Annotated in this window: 17 protein-coding genes and 8 tRNA genes; 4 read left to right on the top strand and 21 right to left on the bottom strand. The window is 65.7% G+C overall.

From position 1 onward, the window contains the following. Positions 1-2 precede the first annotated feature (2 nt). Entirely contained in the window at positions 3-704 is a 702-nt protein-coding gene (locus tag ACVCMB_RS04080; protein ID WP_395118859.1) for a class I SAM-dependent methyltransferase, read from the bottom strand. Between the two features lie 238 nt (positions 705-942). Here ACVCMB_RS04080 and gloB point away from each other — a divergent pair, with 238 nt between their 5' ends. Both gloB and ACVCMB_RS04090 read left to right on the top strand, forming a co-directional pair. Beyond that, positions 943-1,707 carry a hydroxyacylglutathione hydrolase gene (gene gloB / locus ACVCMB_RS04085; protein WP_447106207.1) on the top strand — a complete coding sequence of 255 codons (765 nt, stop codon included), beginning with the start codon at positions 943-945 and terminating at the stop codon, positions 1,705-1,707. Further along, positions 1,704-2,873 carry a transglycosylase SLT domain-containing protein gene (locus tag ACVCMB_RS04090; protein ID WP_447106208.1) on the top strand — a complete coding sequence of 390 codons (1,170 nt, stop codon included), beginning with the start codon at positions 1,704-1,706 and terminating at the stop codon, positions 2,871-2,873. Before gloB ends, ACVCMB_RS04090 begins: the two co-directional genes overlap by 4 nt. Before the next feature lie 117 nt (positions 2,874-2,990). Here the strand turns inward: ACVCMB_RS04090 and ACVCMB_RS04095 are convergent, their stop codons facing one another. The 16 genes from ACVCMB_RS04095 to rlmE all read right to left on the bottom strand — a co-directional run bounded on the left by ACVCMB_RS04095 (position 2,991) and on the right by rlmE (position 15,691). Next, positions 2,991-4,901: a SurA N-terminal domain-containing protein gene (locus ACVCMB_RS04095; protein ID WP_447106209.1), complete on the bottom strand. Its 1,911-nt coding sequence runs from the start codon at positions 4,899-4,901 to the stop codon at positions 2,991-2,993. Between the two features lie 155 nt (positions 4,902-5,056). After that, a tRNA-Asp gene (locus ACVCMB_RS04100) sits at positions 5,057-5,133 on the bottom strand. 8 nt (positions 5,134-5,141) lie between these two features. After that, a tRNA-Val gene (locus ACVCMB_RS04105) sits at positions 5,142-5,216 on the bottom strand. A 20-nt stretch (positions 5,217-5,236) separates the two neighbouring features. Further along, the gene (locus ACVCMB_RS04110; RefSeq protein WP_136258998.1) at positions 5,237-5,509 is read right to left on the bottom strand and encodes an HU family DNA-binding protein; all 273 of its coding nucleotides are present in this window, start codon (positions 5,507-5,509) and stop codon (positions 5,237-5,239) included. A gap of 333 nt (positions 5,510-5,842) precedes the next feature. Continuing rightward, complete coding sequence (gene lon, locus ACVCMB_RS04115; protein ID WP_447106210.1) at positions 5,843-8,323, bottom strand: endopeptidase La; 2,481 nt, start codon at positions 8,321-8,323, stop codon at positions 5,843-5,845. Between the two features lie 169 nt (positions 8,324-8,492). Next, positions 8,493-9,788: an ATP-dependent Clp protease ATP-binding subunit ClpX gene (clpX, locus tag ACVCMB_RS04120; protein ID WP_136258996.1), complete on the bottom strand. Its 1,296-nt coding sequence runs from the start codon at positions 9,786-9,788 to the stop codon at positions 8,493-8,495. A gap of 109 nt (positions 9,789-9,897) precedes the next feature. After that, positions 9,898-10,527 (bottom strand): ATP-dependent Clp endopeptidase proteolytic subunit ClpP, encoded by a 630-nt coding sequence (gene clpP, locus ACVCMB_RS04125; RefSeq protein WP_395118867.1) that lies wholly within the window; start codon positions 10,525-10,527, stop codon positions 9,898-9,900. A 35-nt stretch (positions 10,528-10,562) separates the two neighbouring features. Beyond that, positions 10,563-11,855 carry a trigger factor gene (gene tig, locus ACVCMB_RS04130; RefSeq protein WP_447099450.1) on the bottom strand — a complete coding sequence of 431 codons (1,293 nt, stop codon included), beginning with the start codon at positions 11,853-11,855 and terminating at the stop codon, positions 10,563-10,565. Positions 11,856-11,940: 85 nt separating this feature from the next. Further along, a tRNA-Leu gene (locus ACVCMB_RS04135) sits at positions 11,941-12,026 on the bottom strand. 227 nt (positions 12,027-12,253) lie between these two features. After that, positions 12,254-12,329, bottom strand: a tRNA-Lys gene (locus ACVCMB_RS04140). Positions 12,330-12,364: 35 nt separating this feature from the next. After that, positions 12,365-12,441, bottom strand: a tRNA-His gene (locus ACVCMB_RS04145). A 13-nt stretch (positions 12,442-12,454) separates the two neighbouring features. Further along, positions 12,455-12,531: transfer RNA gene (locus tag ACVCMB_RS04150), tRNA-Arg, on the bottom strand. A 25-nt stretch (positions 12,532-12,556) separates the two neighbouring features. After that, positions 12,557-12,633, bottom strand: a tRNA-Pro gene (locus ACVCMB_RS04155). Between the two features lie 177 nt (positions 12,634-12,810). Next, positions 12,811-12,887: transfer RNA gene (locus ACVCMB_RS04160), tRNA-Arg, on the bottom strand. A gap of 199 nt (positions 12,888-13,086) precedes the next feature. Beyond that, positions 13,087-15,045, bottom strand: a complete 1,959-nt coding sequence (gene ftsH / locus ACVCMB_RS04165; protein ID WP_395118869.1) for an ATP-dependent zinc metalloprotease FtsH — start codon at positions 15,043-15,045, stop codon at positions 13,087-13,089. Then, positions 15,038-15,691, bottom strand: a complete 654-nt coding sequence (gene rlmE, locus ACVCMB_RS04170) for a 23S rRNA (uridine(2552)-2'-O)-methyltransferase RlmE (protein ID WP_447100225.1) — start codon at positions 15,689-15,691, stop codon at positions 15,038-15,040. Before rlmE ends, ftsH begins: the two co-directional genes overlap by 8 nt. A gap of 81 nt (positions 15,692-15,772) precedes the next feature. On the opposite strand from rlmE, the gene yhbY reads away from it, so the two are divergent. Next, the gene (gene yhbY / locus ACVCMB_RS04175; protein WP_447100224.1) at positions 15,773-16,069 is read left to right on the top strand and encodes a ribosome assembly RNA-binding protein YhbY; all 297 of its coding nucleotides are present in this window, start codon (positions 15,773-15,775) and stop codon (positions 16,067-16,069) included. Then, positions 16,069-16,446 carry an Mth938-like domain-containing protein gene (locus ACVCMB_RS04180; RefSeq protein ID WP_447098744.1) on the top strand — a complete coding sequence of 126 codons (378 nt, stop codon included), beginning with the start codon at positions 16,069-16,071 and terminating at the stop codon, positions 16,444-16,446. The genes yhbY and ACVCMB_RS04180 overlap by 1 nt, the downstream gene beginning before the upstream one ends. Positions 16,447-16,471: 25 nt before the next feature. Here ACVCMB_RS04180 and ACVCMB_RS04185 read toward each other — a convergent pair whose 3' ends face one another. The 4 genes from ACVCMB_RS04185 to surE are packed head-to-tail and all read right to left on the bottom strand — an operon-like array spanning position 16,472 to position 19,586. Continuing rightward, positions 16,472-17,446 carry a peptidoglycan DD-metalloendopeptidase family protein gene (locus ACVCMB_RS04185; protein ID WP_447107214.1) on the bottom strand — a complete coding sequence of 325 codons (975 nt, stop codon included), beginning with the start codon at positions 17,444-17,446 and terminating at the stop codon, positions 16,472-16,474. A 41-nt stretch (positions 17,447-17,487) separates the two neighbouring features. Beyond that, positions 17,488-18,093 (bottom strand): YqaA family protein, encoded by a 606-nt coding sequence (locus ACVCMB_RS04190; RefSeq protein ID WP_395118875.1) that lies wholly within the window; start codon positions 18,091-18,093, stop codon positions 17,488-17,490. After that, a complete protein-coding gene (locus ACVCMB_RS04195; protein WP_395118877.1) occupies positions 18,093-18,788 on the bottom strand; it encodes a protein-L-isoaspartate(D-aspartate) O-methyltransferase in 696 nt (231 codons plus the stop codon). The genes ACVCMB_RS04190 and ACVCMB_RS04195 overlap by 1 nt, the downstream gene beginning before the upstream one ends. A 3-nt stretch (positions 18,789-18,791) precedes the next feature. Continuing rightward, complete coding sequence (gene surE / locus ACVCMB_RS04200) at positions 18,792-19,586, bottom strand: 5'/3'-nucleotidase SurE (RefSeq protein WP_395118879.1); 795 nt, start codon at positions 19,584-19,586, stop codon at positions 18,792-18,794. Positions 19,587-19,594: the final 8 nt, after the last annotated feature.

The raw sequence follows: 19,594 nt of genomic DNA on the forward strand, positions 1-19,594 counted from the left end.
GTTCAGGTATCCCTTGTTGCCTGCAGGGCCGGGTTGGGCCGTGTCCCCGGCGACAGCCTGCCCGCTGCCGGCACCGGCAGTTTCACGGGCTTGATGCGCAGCGGTGTGGCCAGTCGCCGCTGCTTGCGCGCGAGCAACACATAGCCGCCACCCAGCACGCTGTCCATTGTCGTCGAAGTCGCCGGCAGCCCCGGCCAACCGCGTCCGACGCGGCGGGCCAGTTCGATCTCCATGCCTGCATGGCGCAGCACGCGTTCCAGCTGCAGCGGAAGCTGCAGCTTGAGCGTCCGGCCCCGCGCATGCCAGCGCAACCACGGCGACCACCCGCTGACCGGATGCACACCGGTCAACGCCAGCACCCCGCCCGGCGCCAGCACGCGCAGCACGTCTTCCAGCAGCGCCGATGACACCGGCGATACCTCCAGGGCGTGACGCAGCAGGACCAGATCGAACGCGTCGGCCACGAACGGCAGCGGCTGATCCACGGCGGCACGCAGATCGCCGCCATAGCGACCGCCGTCGAGATAAAGACGAACCCAACTCCCCAGCATCGGCAGCGCCGGCGGCGCCTCGTCCGCGGCGACGCCGAGCAACAACGCGTGCGTGCCGAAACAACGCTGCAACTCCGGCGCCAACACCCGCGCCTGGGCATCGCGCAACCGGCGCAGCGGTGCACTGGCGTAGATGTCGTCCTGTGGGTGCATGCAGCGGGGGTCCAGGGGCTGGCGCGAACCTCCAGTTTAGCTGCAGCGGCAACCGATCGCAGTCGCCTGACCTGGCGCACGGATCTGAATGACCGACCCACCTCTTAACACCATGCTAACGAGAAGCTGCCGATGCCCCTTTATAGTCGGGCGCTCCCATGCGGCCGGGCGGCCGCGTCTGCCGGTGACGCATCGGCATCGACGCGCCGTCGGTGTCGCCCGACCATCCGGAACCGCCTTGCACCTTCTCCCTCTACCGGCCCTCACCGACAACTACATCTGGCTGCTTCATGACGATGAAGGCCAGGCCGTGGTCGTCGATCCGGGCGATGCGGCGGTCGTCGAGCAGGCCTTGGCGCAGCACCGGTGGCGCCTGCGTGGCGTGTTGCTGACGCATCATCACAACGACCACATCGGCGGGGCGGCTGCACTGCGGCAACGCCATGACGTGCCGGTATACGGACCGCGTGATTCGCGCATCGAAGGCCTGACGCACGCCGTCGGCGATGGCGACACCGTGGAGTTCTCTGCGCCCGACCTGGTTTTCGAGGTGCTGTCGATTCCGGGACACACCCTCACCCACGTCGGCTACGTCGGCGCCGGCCTGCTGCTGTGTGGCGACACCTTGTTCAGTCTCGGCTGCGGGCGCCTGTTCGAGGGCACGCCGGCCCAGATGCTCGCCTCGCTGGACCGTCTGGCGGCGCTGCCCGGTTCGACCCAGGTTTGCGCCGGGCACGAGTACACCCATGGCAACGGCCTCTTCGCCGATACGGTTGAGCCGGGCAACTCCGCGCTGCGGGAACGGCGGCGCGAAGTGGCGCAATTGCGTGCCGACGGCCAGGCCAGCCTGCCCGTCACGCTGGCCACGGAGCTGGCAACCAATCCATTCCTCCGGGTCGACGCCGACGCCGTGATCGACTGGTGCGCTGCACGCGGCGTCGACGGCAACCGCGTGTCCCGCTTCGCAGCACTGAGGGCGGCCAAGGACGTCTTTCGCGCATGAACCGGACGCCCCGACACCTGCTGCTGCCGCTGGCGCTGTCGACAGCGCTGGCCGCCTGCAGCAACATGCCTTCGCAACCGGCACGCGCACCTGTCGCCGTCGTCGCCCCCGCCAGCACGCCACCGGCGGTTGCCGCCAGTGTCGCGACTGCGGCACCTGTACCGGCGGCCGACCTGTGGGATCGACTGCGCAGCAGTTTTGTCATGCCGGATTGCAATGCCGACCCCGCGGTGCTGGCGTGGGCCGGGCGCTACACGCGCAGCCCGGCGCGGTTCGAGGACACCTTGCGCGAGGCGATGCCGCGCCTGGCCTATGTCCAGCAGGTCGCCCAGCAATACGACGTGCCCGGCGAGTTCGCACTGCTGCCGTGGGTGGAGAGCCGTTACCGCCCGGTGCAGGGACGCAGGCACCATGCTGCCGGCATGTGGCAGATCATGCCGGTGACCGCCCGCTCGATGGGCCTGCGCGTGGATCGCCATTACGATGGCCGGCTGGACATACCGGCCGCAGCGCACGCCGTGATGAAGTTGCTGCGGCAATACCACGACCGCTTCCACGATTGGCGCGTGGCCGACTATGCGTACAACGCCGGCGAGTTCAAGATACGCGGGTTGATCAGCCGCCACGGCATTCCGGCGGACAAGCCGGCGATCCCCGACCTGCCGGTACGCCGCGTCACTCGCGAGCACCTGACCCAGTTGCTGGCGATCGCATGCGTGATACGCGAGCCGTCGCGCTTCCAGGTCAGCCTGCCCAGCCTGCCGGAGTCCGAGCACCTGGTGCAGGCACCGGTGACGCATCCCGTCACGGTGGCGCGCGCCGCCGAAATGGCCGGCATGCCGGAATCGGCCCTGCGTCATCTCAATGCGGCATTCCGCGGCGACAAGCTGGATGGGCGAACGGTTTCGCATCTCATGCTGCCGGCCGGTCACGCCGGTCGGTTCGAGCTCGCCATGCTCGATGCCGCCGCAGCCTCCACCACCACCGCAGCAGACGACGAATCGTCCCGCGGTCCTGACACGCACGTGGTCAGCCCCGGTGAAAGCCTGTGGCAGATTGCGCGCCAGTATTCAACCAGCGTCGCGCACCTGCAGCAACTGAACAACCTGGCCCAAGGCCAGGCGATCCAGCCCGGCCAGGTGCTGAAGCTGGGCGACATCGACTGAAGGTTTGCGCCGCCACGCCACTGACCTGATCCATGGCGACATCGTGCTCTCGAGATCCGCCTTTACCGATGCGCACGGCACGAGCCATGCGCACCGGCGCCAGCCGAGCGAACCCGGCTACAGCAGGTTCTTGTTGATCTTGATCTTGGTCTTGGCGCGCAGCGTCTGGAGCAGCTCGCGCGTCGCCTCGCCGGCATAAGCCTGGGCCATCTGGCGATGCAGCATGTCGCGCTCTTCCGGCGTGATCCTGGAGAGATCGCCGGGCTGCACCTTGTCCACCGCCACCAGCGCGAAGCCACCATCACCCATGTTCACTTCGGCGAAGCTGGGCTTGTCGGGCGCCGACGGATGTGGCAACAGGTAGGCCTCCTTCAGCACCGGCGCCGGCACCTGCAGCGACTGGCCGCGCACGGCTTCGGCCACGCTGACGATCTTGGCGCCGAGCGACTTGGCCACCGCTTCCATGTCCTCGCCCTTGCGCAGGCGCGCCAGCACGTCATCGGCCTGCTTGCGGGCCGCCGCCGTGATGCGCTCCTCCAGGATGCTCTGCTGCACCTTGGCGCGAACCTCGGCCAACGGCTTGACCGCAGCCGGCACGTGCTTGTCGACGTGGATCACGATGGAGTGGTTGTTGCCCAGATCGATCAGACTCGAATTGTTGCCCTGGACCAGCACGTCGTCGCTGAATGCGGCGGCGACCACCTTTGGGTTGGCCGCCAGGCCCTTGCCGTCGGTGCGCGAGAACAGCGGCAGGGTCTGGATCGGCAGATCAAGCGCGGCGGCCGCGGGCTCGAGCGAGCCCGGGTTCGAGTAGGTCTGGTCCGCCATCTTGCCGGCCAGTTCGTTGTACTCGCGATCGCGCTCGGCGGTGGTCGCCTCCTGCAGCAACTGGTCGCGCACTTCGGCAAACGGCTTGGACTCGCCACTGCGCACGTCGCGCAGCCAGATGATGTGGTAGCCGTCGGAGGACAGCACCGGCTTGGAGATCTGCCCCTTCTGCAGCGCAAACATCGCCGAATCGAAGGCGGCGTTGGTCACGCCCTTCTCGAGCCAGCCGAGGTCGCCGCCCTGGCGCCGCGAACCCAGATCCTGTGAATCCTTTTCGGCCAGCTGGGCAAAATTCGCCGGCGTGGCTTCGGCCGCGATCTTGTCCGCGGTGGCCAGCGCAGCCTTCTGCTGTTCGGGCGTGGCGTTGGGGGGCACGTTGACGAGGATGTGCGAAACCAGCCGCTGCTCGGGCTGCACGAAGCGCTGCTTTTCCTCTTCGTAGCGCGCCTTGAGTTCCTCGTCGCTGGGGGCCGCTTTCGGCTTGAGCTTGGCGCTGTCCACCTCGACGTACTTCACCGAAACCCGCTCGGGATTCATGTAATCGGCCTGGTGCGCCTTGTACCAGGATTCGATTTGCGCGTCGGTCACCTCTTTCTCGGCGGGCTCCGGCTTCTGCAGCACGAAGTAACGCAAGTCGCGCCGCTGAGTGGCCAGGCCGAGATAGTTGTCGACGCGCTCGTGGCTGATGATGGCGCTGTCGCTGATTGCCTGCGGCAGCAGTTGCGTGGCCAGCGAGGAGCGGATCTCGTCCTCGAACATGGCCGAAGTCTTGCCGCTGCTGGTGAGGTAAGCCCGGTAGCTGGTCGGGTCGAACTTGCCGTTGACCTGGAACGCCGGGATACCCGCGATGGCGTCGCGCAGCGCCTGATCGGAGACGCGCATGCCCCAGTCGGCATTGGCCTGCAGCAAGAGCTGCTCGTCGATCATCGCGTCCAGCACACGCAGCTTGGTTTCCGTCTTCTCGAACACGGTCGGGTCGAACTGCTCGCCCTGCTGCTCGCTGACTTGCTGCCGCAACTGGTTCATGCGGTTCTGGAATGCGTTCTGGCTGATTTCCTGCTTGCCCACCTTGGCCACGAATGTGTCGTTCTGCGAGGTGAAATAGCTCTCCATGCCAAACAGCGACATCGCCAGCACGGCGAGGCCGAGAACGATGATGGACGGCCATCCGTGCATCTTGTTACGCATTGCCTGCAGCATAGAAATCTTCCCGCAACGTGATTTGGAAGCGCGCGAAGCGCATGATCCACACGAGGCACCGGATGCCTCATCGCTGCATGCCGGGGCGCCATGGCATCGCCGGAACACGCAGGTCTCAAACGACAAAGGCGCCCCACGGGCGCCCTTGCTAAACGTGGCGGAGTGGACGGGACTCGAACCCGCGACCTCCGGCGTGACAGGCCAGCATTCTAACCAACTGAACTACCACTCCGCACAATCTGGTGGGTGCTGTAGGGATCGAACCTACGACCACCGCCTTGTAAGGGCGACGCTCTACCGCTGAGCTAAGCACCCCGAAACCAAGCGCAAGCCGCTTAGTTTAGGGCATCCTTCAGGGTCTTGCCAGCCTTGAACGCGGGCACTTTCGACGCCTTGATCTTGATCGTTTCGTTGGTCCGCGGGTTGCGCCCGGTGCGCGCGGCACGCTTGCGCACGGTGAACGTGCCAAAGCCCACCACCGAGACATCCTCACCCTTCTTCAACGACTTCTGGATGGCTTCCAGGTAGGCCTCCAGCGCACGACCAGCGTCTGCCTTGGTCAGCTCGGCCTTCTCGGCAATGGCATTGATCAGATCGGTTTTGTTCATTGAAAACTCCCTCGTTCGGATTTCGCCCGCGCGATCCGTCGCGGGACGGATGACGCGGGCATGGATGGTTGGCTGGTGCCAGAGCCGTGGCGCAACTCCGCATCGCCTCGTCGTCAGCAAGCGCGGGGGCTGCGGCATCGCCTTTATACCAGTGCCCCGCCGCTATCCGCAACACAAGGCACAGCAACGTTTCCGCCGGTTCGGCATGGTCAAAAAGCGCATGCGCAAGCCGGCTCCCGACACAGCCCCGAACTTCGCCGATCAACGTCGACACGGCTGCATCACGAGCCTATCGCGCGGGCGCCTCCGGCCCGCGCGCCCGCCATCGCGCGATCAATGCGTCAGCGAGTGTCCTTCCGCCGACTCCCCGGCGACGGCTGCCGGCGGCGTCTCGCTCGCCGGCTTGGGCTGCACCGGATGCTCCAGTGCGATGTCGAGCACCTCATCGATCCAGCGCACCGGGTGGATCTCCAGCGATTCGGTGATGTTCGCCGGCATGTCCACCAGATCCTTCTTGTTGCCCTCGGGAATGATTACCGTGGTGATGCCGCCGCGATGCGCCGCCAGCAGCTTTTCCTTGAGACCGCCGATGGGCAGCACGCGACCACGCAGGGTGATCTCGCCGGTCATGGCCACTTCCGAACGCACCGGCACCTTGGTCAGCACCGACACCAGCGCGGTGCACATGGCGATGCCGGCGCTGGGACCGTCCTTGGGGGTGGCACCCTCGGGAACGTGGATGTGCACGTCGAGCTTCTGGTGGAACTCCGGATCGATGCCAAGCCGGTCGGCGCGCGCGCGCACCACCGAAAGTGCAGCCTGGATCGACTCCTTCATCACGTCGCCCAACTGGCCGGTGTGCACAAGACGACCCTTGCCCGGCACCACCGAGCCCTCGATGCTGAGCAACTCGCCGCCGACCTGGGTCCACGCCAAGCCAGTGACCAGGCCCACTTCGTTCTGCTGCTCCTTGCGGCCGAAGTCGAAACGACGCACGCCGAGGTAGTCGCCCAGGTTCGCCGCGTCCACCTTGACGCGGCCTGCCGCGACCTTCGACTTGCCTGCAGCCGCTTTCGCCCGCGGCGTCCCGGTCTTGGCCTTGGCCTTCTTCACCTGGCCGAGAGTCAACTCCTTGACCACCTTGCGGCAGATCTTGGAAATCTCGCGCTCCAGATTGCGCACCCCGGATTCGCGCGTGTAGTAGCGCACGATGTCGCGCAACGCCTCTTCGGCGACGTCGAGTTCCTCCGGCTTGAGGCCGTTCGCCTTGAGCTGTTTCGGCAACAGATACTTGCGCGCAATGCCGAGCTTCTCGTCTTCGGTGTAACCCGGGATGCGGATGACCTCCATGCGGTCGAGCAGCGGGCCGGGGATGTTCAGCGAATTGGCGGTGGCAATCCACATCACCTCGGACAGATCCAGGTCGACCTCCAGATAGTGGTCGTTGAATGCGTGGTTCTGCTCCGGATCGAGCACCTCCAGCAGCGCCGACGAGGGATCGCCGCGGAAGTCCATCGACATCTTGTCGATCTCGTCCAGCACGAACAGCGGATTCCGTGCGCCGGCCTTGTTGATGTTCTGCACGATGCGCCCGGGCATGGAGCCGATGTAGGTGCGTCGGTGGCCGCGAATCTCGGCCTCGTCGCGCACGCCACCCAGGCTCATGCGAACGAACTTGCGGTTGGTCGCCTTGGCAATCGACTGGCCCAGCGAGGTCTTGCCCACGCCGGGCGGGCCGACCAGGCACAGGATCGGCCCCTTCATCACCGACACGCGCTGCTGCACGGCGAGATATTCGAGGATGCGCTCCTTCACCTTCTCCAGGCCGAAATGATCAGCGTCGAGCACTTCCTGCGCCATCTGCAGGTCCTTGCGCACCTTGCTGCGCTTCTTCCACGGCACGCCGACCAGCCAGTCCAGGTAGTTACGCACGACGGTGGCCTCGGCCGACATCGGCGACATCTGGCGCAGCTTGCCGAATTCCTGCCGTGCCTTGGCAAGCACCGGCTTGGGCATGCCGGCAGCTTCGATCTTCTTCTGCAGTTCCTCGACCTCGTTGGGACCGTCCTCGCCGTCGCCCAGCTCCTTCTGGATCGCCTTCATCTGTTCGTTGAGGTAGTACTCGCGCTGACTCTTTTCCATCTGCGACTTGACCCGGCCGCGGATGCGCTTCTCGACCTGCTGCAGGTCCATCTCGCCATCGACCAGCCCGATCAGCAGTTCCAGCCGCTTGCCCACGTCGGCCGTCTCCAGCACCTTCTGCTTGTCGGCCATGCGCACGGAAAGATGCGCGGCGATGGAATCGGCCACGCGCGAGGGGTCGTCGATGCCGGACAGGCTGGCCAGCACTTCCGGCGGCAGCTTGCGGCTCTGCTTGACCAGTTGCTCGAACAGCGAGATCAGCGTGCGAGAAACGACGTCGAGCTCGCGCTCCTTCGCGTTGTACGCCGGCTCGATGACGCGCGAACGCGCGGTCAGCATGCCGTCGACTTCCTTGAAATCCTCGATCGCGACGCGCGACTGCCCTTCCACCAGAACCTTGACCGTGCCGTCCGGAAGTTTCAGCAGCTGCAGCACGCCGGCCAGCGTGCCGACCTGATGCAGGTCGGCCACCTCGGGGTCGTCGATGTCCGGGCTGGTCTGCGCCACCAGCAGGATCTGCCGTTCGCCTTCCATCGCGCGCTCCAGCGCCCGCATCGACTTGTCGCGGCCGACGAACAGCGGGATCACCATGTGCGGATAGACCACCACGTCGCGCAGGGGCAGTACCGGCAGGGTGTCCAGCGCGACGGGGGCGGGGGCTTGCTTGGCCATGGAAAAGCGATTCCTCGAATTCAAATGGGGTTTCGTCCCGACACTGCACCGGGCCCTTCAGCACGTCAAGTGGAGGCGATCCCGTGCCAGCGCAAGGCTTGCGATGGCCGCAAAACGACGCGGCCCCGGTGAAACCACCGGGGCCGCGCAACGGGCACAGCGGAGTCGATCAGGCCGCGGCGTCGCCGCCGTCGCCCGCCACGCGTTGCTGCAGGTTGCCACGGTAGATCAGGTAGGGCTCGGCCTGCCCCTCGATCACCGCATCGTCGACAACGACCTTGCTGACGTGCTCCAGCGACGGCAGCTCGTACATCGTGTCCAGCAGCACCTGCTCCAGGATCGTGCGCAGGCCGCGGGCGCCGGTCTTGCGCTTGAGCGCCTTCTGCGCGATCGCCTCGAGCGCCTCGGGACGGAACTCCAGCTCGACGTCCTCCATCTCGAACAGCTTCTTGAACTGCTTGGTGACGGCGTTCTTCGGTTCGGTGAGGATCTTCACCAGCGCAGCCTGGTCCAGCTCGTCCAGGGTGGCGACGACCGGCAGGCGCCCGACGAACTCGGGGATCAGGCCGAAGCGCACCAGGTCGGCCGGCTCCACGTCGGCCAGCACCTTGCCCAGGTTCTGCGTGCGCTCCTTGCTGCGCACCTCGGCACCGAAGCCGATACCGGTGCTCTCGGAGCGCTGCTGGATGACCTTTTCCAGGCCGGCGAACGCGCCGCCGCAGATGAACAGGATGTTCTTGGTGTCGACCTGCAGGAACTCCTGCTGCGGATGCTTGCGCCCGCCCTGCGGCGGCACCGAGGCCAGGGTGCCCTCGATCAGCTTCAGCAGCGCCTGCTGCACGCCTTCGCCGGAGACGTCGCGGGTGATCGACGGGTTCTCGCTCTTGCGCGAGATCTTGTCGATCTCGTCGATGTAGACGATGCCCGACTGCGCCTTCTCGACGTCGTAGTCGCACTTCTGCAGCAGCTTCTGGATGATGTTCTCGACATCCTCGCCCACGTAGCCCGCTTCGGTCAGCGTGGTTGCGTCGGCGATCGTGAACGGCACGTTGAGCAGGCGCGCCAGCGTTTCGGCCAGCAGCGTCTTGCCCGAGCCGGTCGGGCCGATCAGCAGGATGTTGGATTTGCCCAGCTCGATGTCGTCGCTCTTCTGGCGCGACTCCATCCGCTTGTAGTGGTTGTACACGGCGACCGCCAGCGCCTTCTTGGCGCGCGCCTGCCCCACCACGTACTGATCCAGCGATTCGCGGATCTCGCGCGGCTTGGGCAGCTGGGTATGACCGGCGGCGGCCTTCTCTTCCAGCTCCTCACGGATGATGTCGTTGCACAGCTCCACGCACTCGTCGCAGATGAACACGGACGGGCCCGCGATCAGCTTGCGTACTTCATGCTGGCTCTTGCCACAGAACGAGCAATAGAGAATCTTGCCGCTGTCGCTGGAACGCCCCTGCCGGTCGTCACTCATAACTCTCGATCCTGCTGGTAAATCCGTGTGCGCCGCGAGAATACCACAGGCCTCCGCGTCTGCCTGCAGACGCAGAGCCCATGACGGGACACCGGGTAAAGTCGTCGAATCAGGCGGATTTCACGGAATCCACGGCGCGCTTGTCGAGCACTTCGTCGATCAGGCCGTAGGTCTTGGCATCCTGCGCGTTCATGAAGCGGTCGCGTTCCATGTCCGCCTCGATCTTCTGCAGCGGCTGGCCGGTATGCTCCACGTAGAGGTTGTTCAACCGCTCGCGGATATACAGGATCTCGCGCGCCTGGATCTCGATGTCGGTAGCCTGACCCTGGGCGCCGCCGGATGGCTGGTGGATCATGATGCGGGAGTTCGGCAAGGCGAAACGCTTGCCCTTGGCGCCCGCCATCAGCAGGAACGAGCCCATGCTGCAGGCTTGGCCGATGCACATGGTGCTCACCGCCGGCTTGATGAACTGCATCGTGTCGTAGATCGCCAGCCCGGCAGTAACCGCTCCGCCGGGGCTGTTGATGTAGAAGTTGATGTCCTTGTCCGGGTTCTCCGACTCCAGGAACAGCATCTGCGCCACGATCAGGTTGGCCACCTGGTCGTTGACCTCGCCCACCAGGAAAATCACCCGCTCCTTCAACAGACGCGAGTAGATGTCGTAGGAGCGCTCGCCGCGAGCCGTCTGCTCGACGACCATCGGTACCAGGTTGAGATTCTTGATGGGATCCATGGTCATGCTCGCGGCTTGGGAGTGGACGGGCCTGGCAGTCGTCAGGCGTTGGCTGGGCGCATCACGTCATCGAAGCTCATTTCCTGCACAGTGGTCCTGGCGTGCTCGGCAACCCACTCTGCCACCTGATCTTCCATCACGCGATTCTGCAGCCCCGACATCAACTGGGGGTCGCCGTTGTAGAGTTCAATGACCTTCTCAGGCTCTTCGTAGGTCGAGGCAATCGCGGCCAGCTGCTCGGCGACCCGCTTGCGGTCGATCTTGAGCGCCTGCTTGCGCGCGATCTCGCCCATCAGCAGGCCGGCGATCACCCGCTTGCGGGCAATCGGCAAGGCGGCGTCGATCAGCTGCTGCGGCGGCTGCTGGCCTTCGGGCATGTTGCCCGCCGCCAGGGTGCGTGCCTCCGTCTGCACCATCATCTTGGGCACGTCCAGATCGCCGTGCGCATCGGCCAGCTTGCTGGCCACTTCCGACTTCAGGCGCGCCATCAGCGCGGCCTTGAGTTCGCGTTCCAGGTTGGCGCGAACCTCCTTGCGGAAGGTCTCCAGGCTGCCATCCTCGATGCCGAACAGCTTGGCGAACTCCCCGTCGACCTCCGGCAGCTTCGGCTCCTGCACCTTGATGACGTGGAAACTCACCTTGGCGCTCTTGCCGGCCAGTTGCTCGTTGCGAAAATCCGCCGGGAACTCGATCGCCGCCTCGAACTGGTCGCCGGCCACGTGCCCGGTCAGGGCCTCGTCCAGCGCCGCGAACAGGGTGCCCGAACCCAGCACGCTGCCGGCCCGCTCCTGGCCTTCGGCCGGGAAACGGTAGTCGTCGGCCGTGGCGGCATACTCGAACATCATGAAATCGCCGGCGGCCGAGGCACGCTCGACCTCCTCGAAACTGCGCCGCTGCAGGCGCAGGGTTTCCAGCATGCGGTCGATATCGGCGTCTGTGACCTCGGCCGCGGCGCGATGCACTTCCAGCGCGGAGACGTCGACTTCGGGAAACTCGGGCATGATCTCGAAGGTCGCCGTGTACGCGATCTCCCCGTTCTCGGGACGGCCGGTGGTGTTGATCGCCGGATTCGCGATCGGCTGCAGCTTCTCCTGCTCCACCGCCTCGCGCAGCGTGCTGCCGATCAGGTCGGAAAGCACTTCGCCCCGCACCTGCTCCCCGAAGCGCTGCTTGATCACCGTCACCGGTACCTTGCCCGGCCGGAATCCCTTCAGGCGAACGGTGCGCCCCATCTCCGCGATCCGCGCGCTGACCTGCGTCTCGAACCGCTCCGCGGGAAACTTCACCGTGAGCTTGCGCTCCAGCGAACCGACATTCTCAACCGAAACCTGCATGACGTCTCCTGGTACTACTCTTAAGTGTTGTGACCCTGTCACAGGCGCCATGGCGGGATTCCCCGCCTGCAAAAACGACCGACCATGGTGCGAAAGGGGGGACTCGAACCCCCACGGGGGTTACCCGCTGGAACCTAAATCCAGTGCGTCTACCAATTCCGCCACTTTCGCGATGCTGCCGCCATGGACCGTGCGTGCCGGACGGCCCGGACGACCACCAGTCGTTGCCGAACACCGCCACGGGAACCCTGCGGCAGGCTTGCCCGAGTCGCGGATTCCCTGGTACGAAAGCGGATCATTTTACGGTTGCGCGGCCTTGCAGCACAAGCAGCCCCGTTGACGACCGCAACCGCCCAAAAGCAGACAGGCGCCCGGTTTTGCCGAGCGCCTGTCGTTAGTGGTGGGCCGTGAAGGATTCGAACCTTCGACCAATTGATTAAGAGTCAACTGCTCTACCAACTGAGCTAACGGCCCAGAGACTGGGTCAACCCGGAAAACCGGGGTGGAACTGGGGTGGATGATGGGATTCGAACCCACGACAACCGGAATCACAATCCGGGACTCTAACCAGCTGAGCTACATCCACCATCGTTTGATACTGGTGCGCCCGACAGGATTCGAACCTGCAACCCTCGGCTTAGAAGGCCGATGCTCTATCCGGTTGAGCTACAAGCGCAGTCATCACCAGTAGAACATGTTGCTGGTCGGGGTAGAGGGATTCGAACCCCCGACTTTTGCGTCCCAAACGCAACGCTCTACCAGACTGAGCTATACCCCGGTTTCGAGCCCTCGACACAAGCACCATCGAAGCCTTGAAATGTTACGGGTGACGCTTGGCCCAGTCAATCCGTACAAGCCGCACCATCCACATGAAACTGTCGTTTCCGTCGCCGCGAAGCTCTCGTCGCGATGAAAACGAAACGGGGTGCAAGCACCCCGCTCCACCGAATAAAAATGGTGCGCCCGGAGAGATTCGAACTCCCGACCACCTAGTTCGTAGCCAGGTACTCTATCCAACTGAGCTACGGGCGCACTGAAAAACTTGTCATGCCGTGCTTCGATGCCGGTGCATCGAAGCGCCGAAGCAAGAGGCGGAATTATTCAGACTCCGCGCGCATGCGTCAACCCTTTTCGCAAAATTTCTTCATCTCCGACTCGGGGACACCGCCAGTCAAGGCTGTGATTGCAGGAGACCGCAGGCAGGCGTTCGCACCGTGCCCGCGGGATCGCATCACTCGCCCAGCGACGCGCGATTCTGCGCGGCCGGATCACCAACCTTGCCCACCGGCGCTCCCGCGTCGCTTTTCGGCGGCGGTGGCGGCGGCGTCGAGCCACCCGGGGCGTTCTTGCTCCAGTCCGCCGGCGGGCCGGGCTGGCGCCCGGCCATGATGTCGTCGATCTGGTGGGCGTCGATGGTCTCGTACTGCAACAGCAGCTCAGCCATGGTGTGCAGCTTGTCGAGGTTCGCCGTGAGCAGCTCCTTGCTGCGCGCATATGCGCGATCGAGGATGCCACGCACGACTTCGTCGATCTTGCTTGCCGTCTCGTTGGAGATGCTCTTGTGCTGGGTCACCGAGCGGCCCAGGAAGACCTCGTCCTCGTCCTCTCCGTAGGTGATCGGGCCGAGTTCGTCGGACAGGCCCCACTTGGTCGCCATGTTGCGGGCCATCTTGGTGGCGCGCTCGATGTCGTTGGAAGCGCCGGTGGTGACCTTGTCATTGCCGAAAATCAACTCTTCAGCCACGCGCCCGCCATACAACGAGCACAACTGCGATTCGATCGCCACCCGGTTGATGCTGTACTTGTCGCCCTCGGGCAGGTACATGGTCACACCCAGCGCGCGCCCGCGCGGGATGATGGTGACCTTGTAGACCGGGTCATGTTCCGGCACCAGGCGACCCACGATGGCATGGCCTGCCTCGTGGTAGGCGGTGAGCTTCTTCTCGTCTTCGCTCATCGCCATCGAGCGCCGCTCGCTGCCCATCAGGATCTTGTCGCGTGCCTTGTCGAGATGGCTCATGCGCACTTCGCGCGCATTCTCGCGCGCGGCGAACAACGCCGCCTCGTTCACCAGGTTGGCCAGGTCCGCGCCGGAGAAGCCCGGCGTGCCGCGGGCGATCGTCATCGCGTTGACGTCGCTGGCGATCGGCACCTTGCGCATGTGTACCTTGAGGATCTGCTCGCGCCCACGCACGTCCGGCAGTCCGACCACCACCTGGCGATCGAAGCGGCCCGGCCGCAGCAAGGCCGGATCGAGCACGTCGGGGCGGTTGGTGGCGGCGATCACGATGACGCCCTCGGTGCCCTCGAAGCCGTCCATCTCGACCAGCAACTGGTTCAGGGTCTGCTCGCGCTCGTCATGACCGCCGCCCAGGCCGGCACCACGATGCCGGCCGACCGCGTCGATCTCGTCGATGAAGATGATGCACGGCGCGTGCTTCTTGGCCTGCTCGAACATGTCGCGCACGCGACTGGCGCCCACGCCGACGAACATCTCCACGAAGTCGGAACCGGAGATCGAGAAGAACGGCACCTTGGCCTCGCCGGCGATCGCCTTGGCCAGCAAGGTCTTGCCGGTGCCGGGCGGGCCCACCATCAGCACGCCGCGGGGGATCTTGCCGCCGAGTTTCTGGAACCGGCCGGGGTCGCGCAGGAACTCGACCAGCTCGCCGACCTCCTCCTTCGCCTCGTCACAGCCGGCGACGTCGCCGAAGTTGACCTTGACCTGGTCCTCGCCCTGCAGCTTCGCACGCGAACGGCCGAAGCTCATCGCGCCGCGCCCACCGCCGCCGGACTGCATCTGGCGCATGAACCAGATGAACACACCGACGATCAGCAGCACCGGCAGCCAGCTGATCAGCAGGCCGATCAGCGAGAAGCCCTCGGAGGGGTCCTGGCGCACTTCCACGCCCTGGTCCTGCATCTGCTTGACCACTGCATTGGTGGAGAAGCCCAGCATCGGCGCGACAGTGCGGAAGGCACTGCCATCCTTCAGCTTGCCGCTGATCGTGGCGGGCTGGTCGGCGCTGATCGTGGCGCTGGAGACGTTGCCGCTGCTCACGTTCTGCACGAACGCGCTGTAGGCCAGGTCGGATGAACGGCTGCTGCGGGGGTTGAAGCTTTCAAACACGGTGAACAAGACCACCGCGATGATCACCCAGAGCAACACGTTTTTCGCCGTTTCATTCATGAACAGTACTCGCCAGTGGCACCGCGGCAGGTTTGCGCCCGGTCGCCAGTGCATACACCTCACGCGAACGCGCGCGCGAGGCCTTGGGTTTACGCATCGTCACGCGACTGAAGTCTGCGCGCAAGCAACGCAGATAATCGTCAAAACCGACTCCCTGGAACAACTTGATCAGGAACGAGCCGCCCGGCTTGAGCCACTGCCTGCTGAAATCCAGCGCCAACTCCGCCAGTGCCATCGCGCGAATCTGGTCGGCAAGCGCCACTCCACTCATGTTGGGGGCTATATCGCACAGTACAAGATCCAGCCGGTGCCCCTCCAGGCGGGCCTCCAGCTGGCGCAGCACCGACTCCTCACGGAAGTCGCCCTGCAGGAAATCCACCCCGGCGATGCTCTGCATCGGCAGGATGTCCAGCGCGAACACCTTGCCGCTGTCGCCCAGCCGGTTGCGCACCAATTGCGACCAGCTGCCCGGCGCCGCGCCCAGATCCACCACGTTGATGCCGGGCTTGAGCAGCTTGTCGCGCTCGATCAGCTCCTCCAGCTTGTAGACGGCACGCGAACGCAGCCCTTCGGCCTGTGCCTTTTTGACGTATTCGTCGTTGAAATGTTCACGCAGCCAGACTGCGCTGCTTTTGCTGCGGGCCATGTCTTGAGGGAATATCTGATCGGGAGGAGGCCGTTGCATGATACCCTGTGCAGTCCCTTGATCGTGAACCTGGCCTGCCCCATGCCGCTTACACCCTCGCAGATCCGCTACCTGCGCGGCCTCGCCCACGACGTGAAACCCGTCGTGTTGCTGGGCAACAAGGGCGCCACCGAAGCTGTCGTGAAGGAGCTGGGACAGGCGCTGGACATCCACGAACTGGTGAAGGTGAAGCTCTCCGGCGGCGACAAGCAGGAGCGGCAGGCGCAGATCGACGTGCTCGCCAGCGGCACCGGCGCGGAGACGATCCACCAGATCGGCCATGTCGTGGTGCTGTTCCGCCGCAACGCCGACGAACCGGGCATCGCCCTGCCGCGCTGATGGACCTGTCACTGGAACAAGCCGATGGCTATCTGCTGGTGCGTCGGGTTGACGCACGCAGTGTCACCCTGCTCGACCGGGTCGTCGAACACAGCTTCCTGCTCACCCCCGCCGGCATCACCGAAGCATGGCCGGTCACGGCCGCAGGCAGCCTCGGCGTCGACGACGTCCCCGTGCTGCTGGCATTGAAGCCCGAGGTGGTGATCCTGGGCACCGGCGAGCGTCAGGTGTTCCCGGCCGCGGCGTTCATGGCCGGCTTCCTGCGCAAGGGCATCGGCATCGAGGTGATGGACAACGCGGCCGCCGCCCGTACCTACAACCTGCTGGCCGGCGAGGATCGCCAGGTCGTGGCCGGCTTCATCCTGCCTCCCGCCTGATCGGGAACGTTCCGCGCCGCCGCGATCAGCGTGGCGGCAGGTAGCTGAGCGGGTCCACCGGATTGCCATTCTTGCGGATCTGGAACTCGAGCTCGTTGCGGGTCGCGCCGGTGGAACCCATCTCGGCGATCTGCTGCCCGGCCGTCACCCGCTGGCCTTCCTTCACCAGGCGCCTGCGATTGTGCCCGTAGGCCGACAGGAAACTGTCGTTGTGCTTGATGATGACCAATTCGCCATAGCCGACCAGGCCGTTGCCGCTGTAGACCACCACGCCATCGGCGGCAGCCCGCACCGGGTCACCCGAATTGCCCGCGATCTCGATGCCGGGAATGGCATCGCTGCCGTTGAAGCGCCCGACCACCGACCCGCCTTCGACGGGCCAGCGCCAGCTCACCCCACCGACATCACGCGCCGGGCCGGCGACCACGGGCTTGGCCACGGGTGGTACTTTCGCCGGCGGCGTGACGGAAACGCCGGCCACCGGCACGGCATCCACCGCCGCCGGCGCATGCGCCACCGGTGTAGCGGAAGGAATGGCGGGCCGCGCTGCGGCCGTCGCCGCCGTGGCTGACACGGCCTCGGTGACCGGTTCGAACACCGGAGCCGCGGCCGACGTGCCCGGCGCCCGAGGGGAACCGGCGGCCGTACCCGGTGTGCGCGCCACGGCCGGTTTCGTCACCGCCGATGGCGACAGCGTCAAGCGCTGCCCCGGCCAGATCGTGTAGGGCGCCGCGATGGCATTCCACTGGGCGAGGTCGCGAAAATCCACGCCGTTGCGGAAGGCGATGGAATAGAGCGTGTCCCCTTTTGCCACCACGTAGCTGCCACCCGGAATCGGCGTGCGCGCCACGCGGGAGGACGGCGCGGCGGCAGGCGACGGGTAGCTGCCCGCGGCGGGCTCGATCACCACCGAACTGCGCATGGTGCCGCAGCCGGCCAGCAACGCCGCCGCGACAACCAGGCAGGGAAAGCGAACTGAATGATCCATGCGGTCCAGCATACCGAGGCGCGCCGCCATTTTCATGCGCACCGCGCCGCCAGTCAGCGCGGCCACAGCCACCACGCCAGCAGCACGACGAGCAATACCAGCGCGCCCCGGCCGATCCACTCGATGTTCTTGTGCAACATGCGCTCGGCGCGCTCGCCGAACAGGCGGATCAACAGCGCCAGCAGCCACACGCGTTTGCCGCGGCCGACCGCCATGCAGGCCAGGAACGGCAGGACCGGCACGCCCACGATGCCGGCCGCCCAGGTGACGAACTTCATGGGGATCACCGGCTGCAGCGCCGCCAGCATCAATGCGCCCAGCATGGTCAACCAATGCTCGTTCATGTCCACGCGCAGATTGTTCACCCAGGCGGTGATGACCTCCTGCATGTGCATGCTGAGCAGCGGCTTCACCGACTCGTAGGCCCAGTGGCCCAGCGCATAGCCGACCACCGAGCCGAGCAGGGAAAACAGCAGCGACATGTTGGCGTAGAAGAACGCCTTGAGTCGCTTGGCCAGCATCATCGGCGCAAGCATCACCTCCGGCATGATCGGGAAGATGAACGCCTCGAAGAAGCTCAACGCACACAGGTAGTGCAGCGCGCGCGGTGCGCGAGCCCAGACCAGTGCGCGGGCGTAGAGCGGCTCGAACAGGCGCATCAGCCGATGCCGCCCAGCAGCGGCACGAAACTCACCGGGCCGAGTTCCTCCAACGCGAAATCGCCCTTGCCGTCGCCGCGCATGCGGATCAGGTTCTGCCGGCTCGGCGATCCCACCGGCGCCACCAGCACGCCGGCGGGATTGAGCTGTTCGAGGATGCGGGTCGGGATGGTGTCGCCTGCGGCGGTGAGGATGATCGCGTCGAACGGTGCCTCGTCCGGCCAGCCCAGCTTGCCGTCGTCGTAGCGCGAGCGCAGGTTGGTCAGACCGAGCTGGCGGAAGCGGCGCCGCGCCTGGCGCAGCAGCGCCTCGATGCGCTCGACCGTGTACACCTCGCCGACCAGGGACGACAGCACCGCTGCCTGGTAACCCGACCCGGTGCCGATCTCCAGCACCCTGCGCGGCATCTCCTTCTGCCCCTCGAAGTGCTCCAGCAACGCTTCCGTCATGCGCGCCACCACCCACGGCTGGGAGATGGTCTGGCCGTGGCCGATCGGCAGCGCATCGTTCTCGTAGGCGTGCAGTTGCAGTGCCTGGTCGATGAAATGATGGCGCGGCACCGTGCGGATCACCTCGATCACGCGCGGGTCGCGGATGCCTGCATCCTGCAGGGAGGCGGCCAGCCGGTTGCGGGCGCGCTGCGAGGTCACTCCCTCGCCCTTGAGCTGGGCTGCAGGCAACGGATAGGTGATCATCGGTCAGGCCGCCTCGCCCTTGCTGCGGCGGCCGGCCATGCCGTCGCTCAGCGTCTTCATCCAGCTGCTGACCTTGTCCAGCGCCTGGAAACGGGTCAGGTCGACGTGGATCGGCGTGACCGAGACGAAGCCGCGACGCACCGCGTTGAAATCGGTGCCGGGGCCGGCGTCGTCCACCTCGCCGGCCGGTCCGATCCACCACATCGGTCGCCCGCGCGGATCAGTCTGCGCGATGCACGGCGCGGCACGGTGGCGCCGACCCAGCCGGGTGACCTCGAAGCCGGCGATCTCCGCCCAGGGCCGGTCCGGCACGTTGACGTTGAGGATGGTGTCTGCGGGCAGCGGATCGACCAGCAGACGTTGCATCAGCAGCAGCACCGCCTGCGCCGCGGCGTCGTAGTGCACGCCCTGGTGGTCCTCGCTGACCAGCGAGACGGCGATCGCCGGCAGACCGAGAAAGCGCCCTTCCATCGCCGCCGAGACCGTGCCGGAATAGATCACGTCGTCGCCCAGGTTGGCCGAGTTGTTGATGCCGGATACCACCATGTCGGGTTCTTCGTCGAGCAGGCCGGACAGCGCCAGGTGCACGCAGTCGGTGGGCGTGCCCGCCACACGGTAGTAGCCCTGGCCCATCGACAGTACGCGGATCGGCGCGTCCAGCGTCAGCGAATTGCTCGCCCCGGAGCGATCGCGATCCGGCGCCACCACGGTGACCTCGCCGACCGCCTGCAGGCGCTCTGCCAACACGCGGATGCCAGGCGCATCCACGCCATCGTCGTTGCTGACCAGAACTCGCATGATGCTCC

It is taken from the genome of Rhodanobacter sp. UC4443_H10, assembly GCF_052978325.1.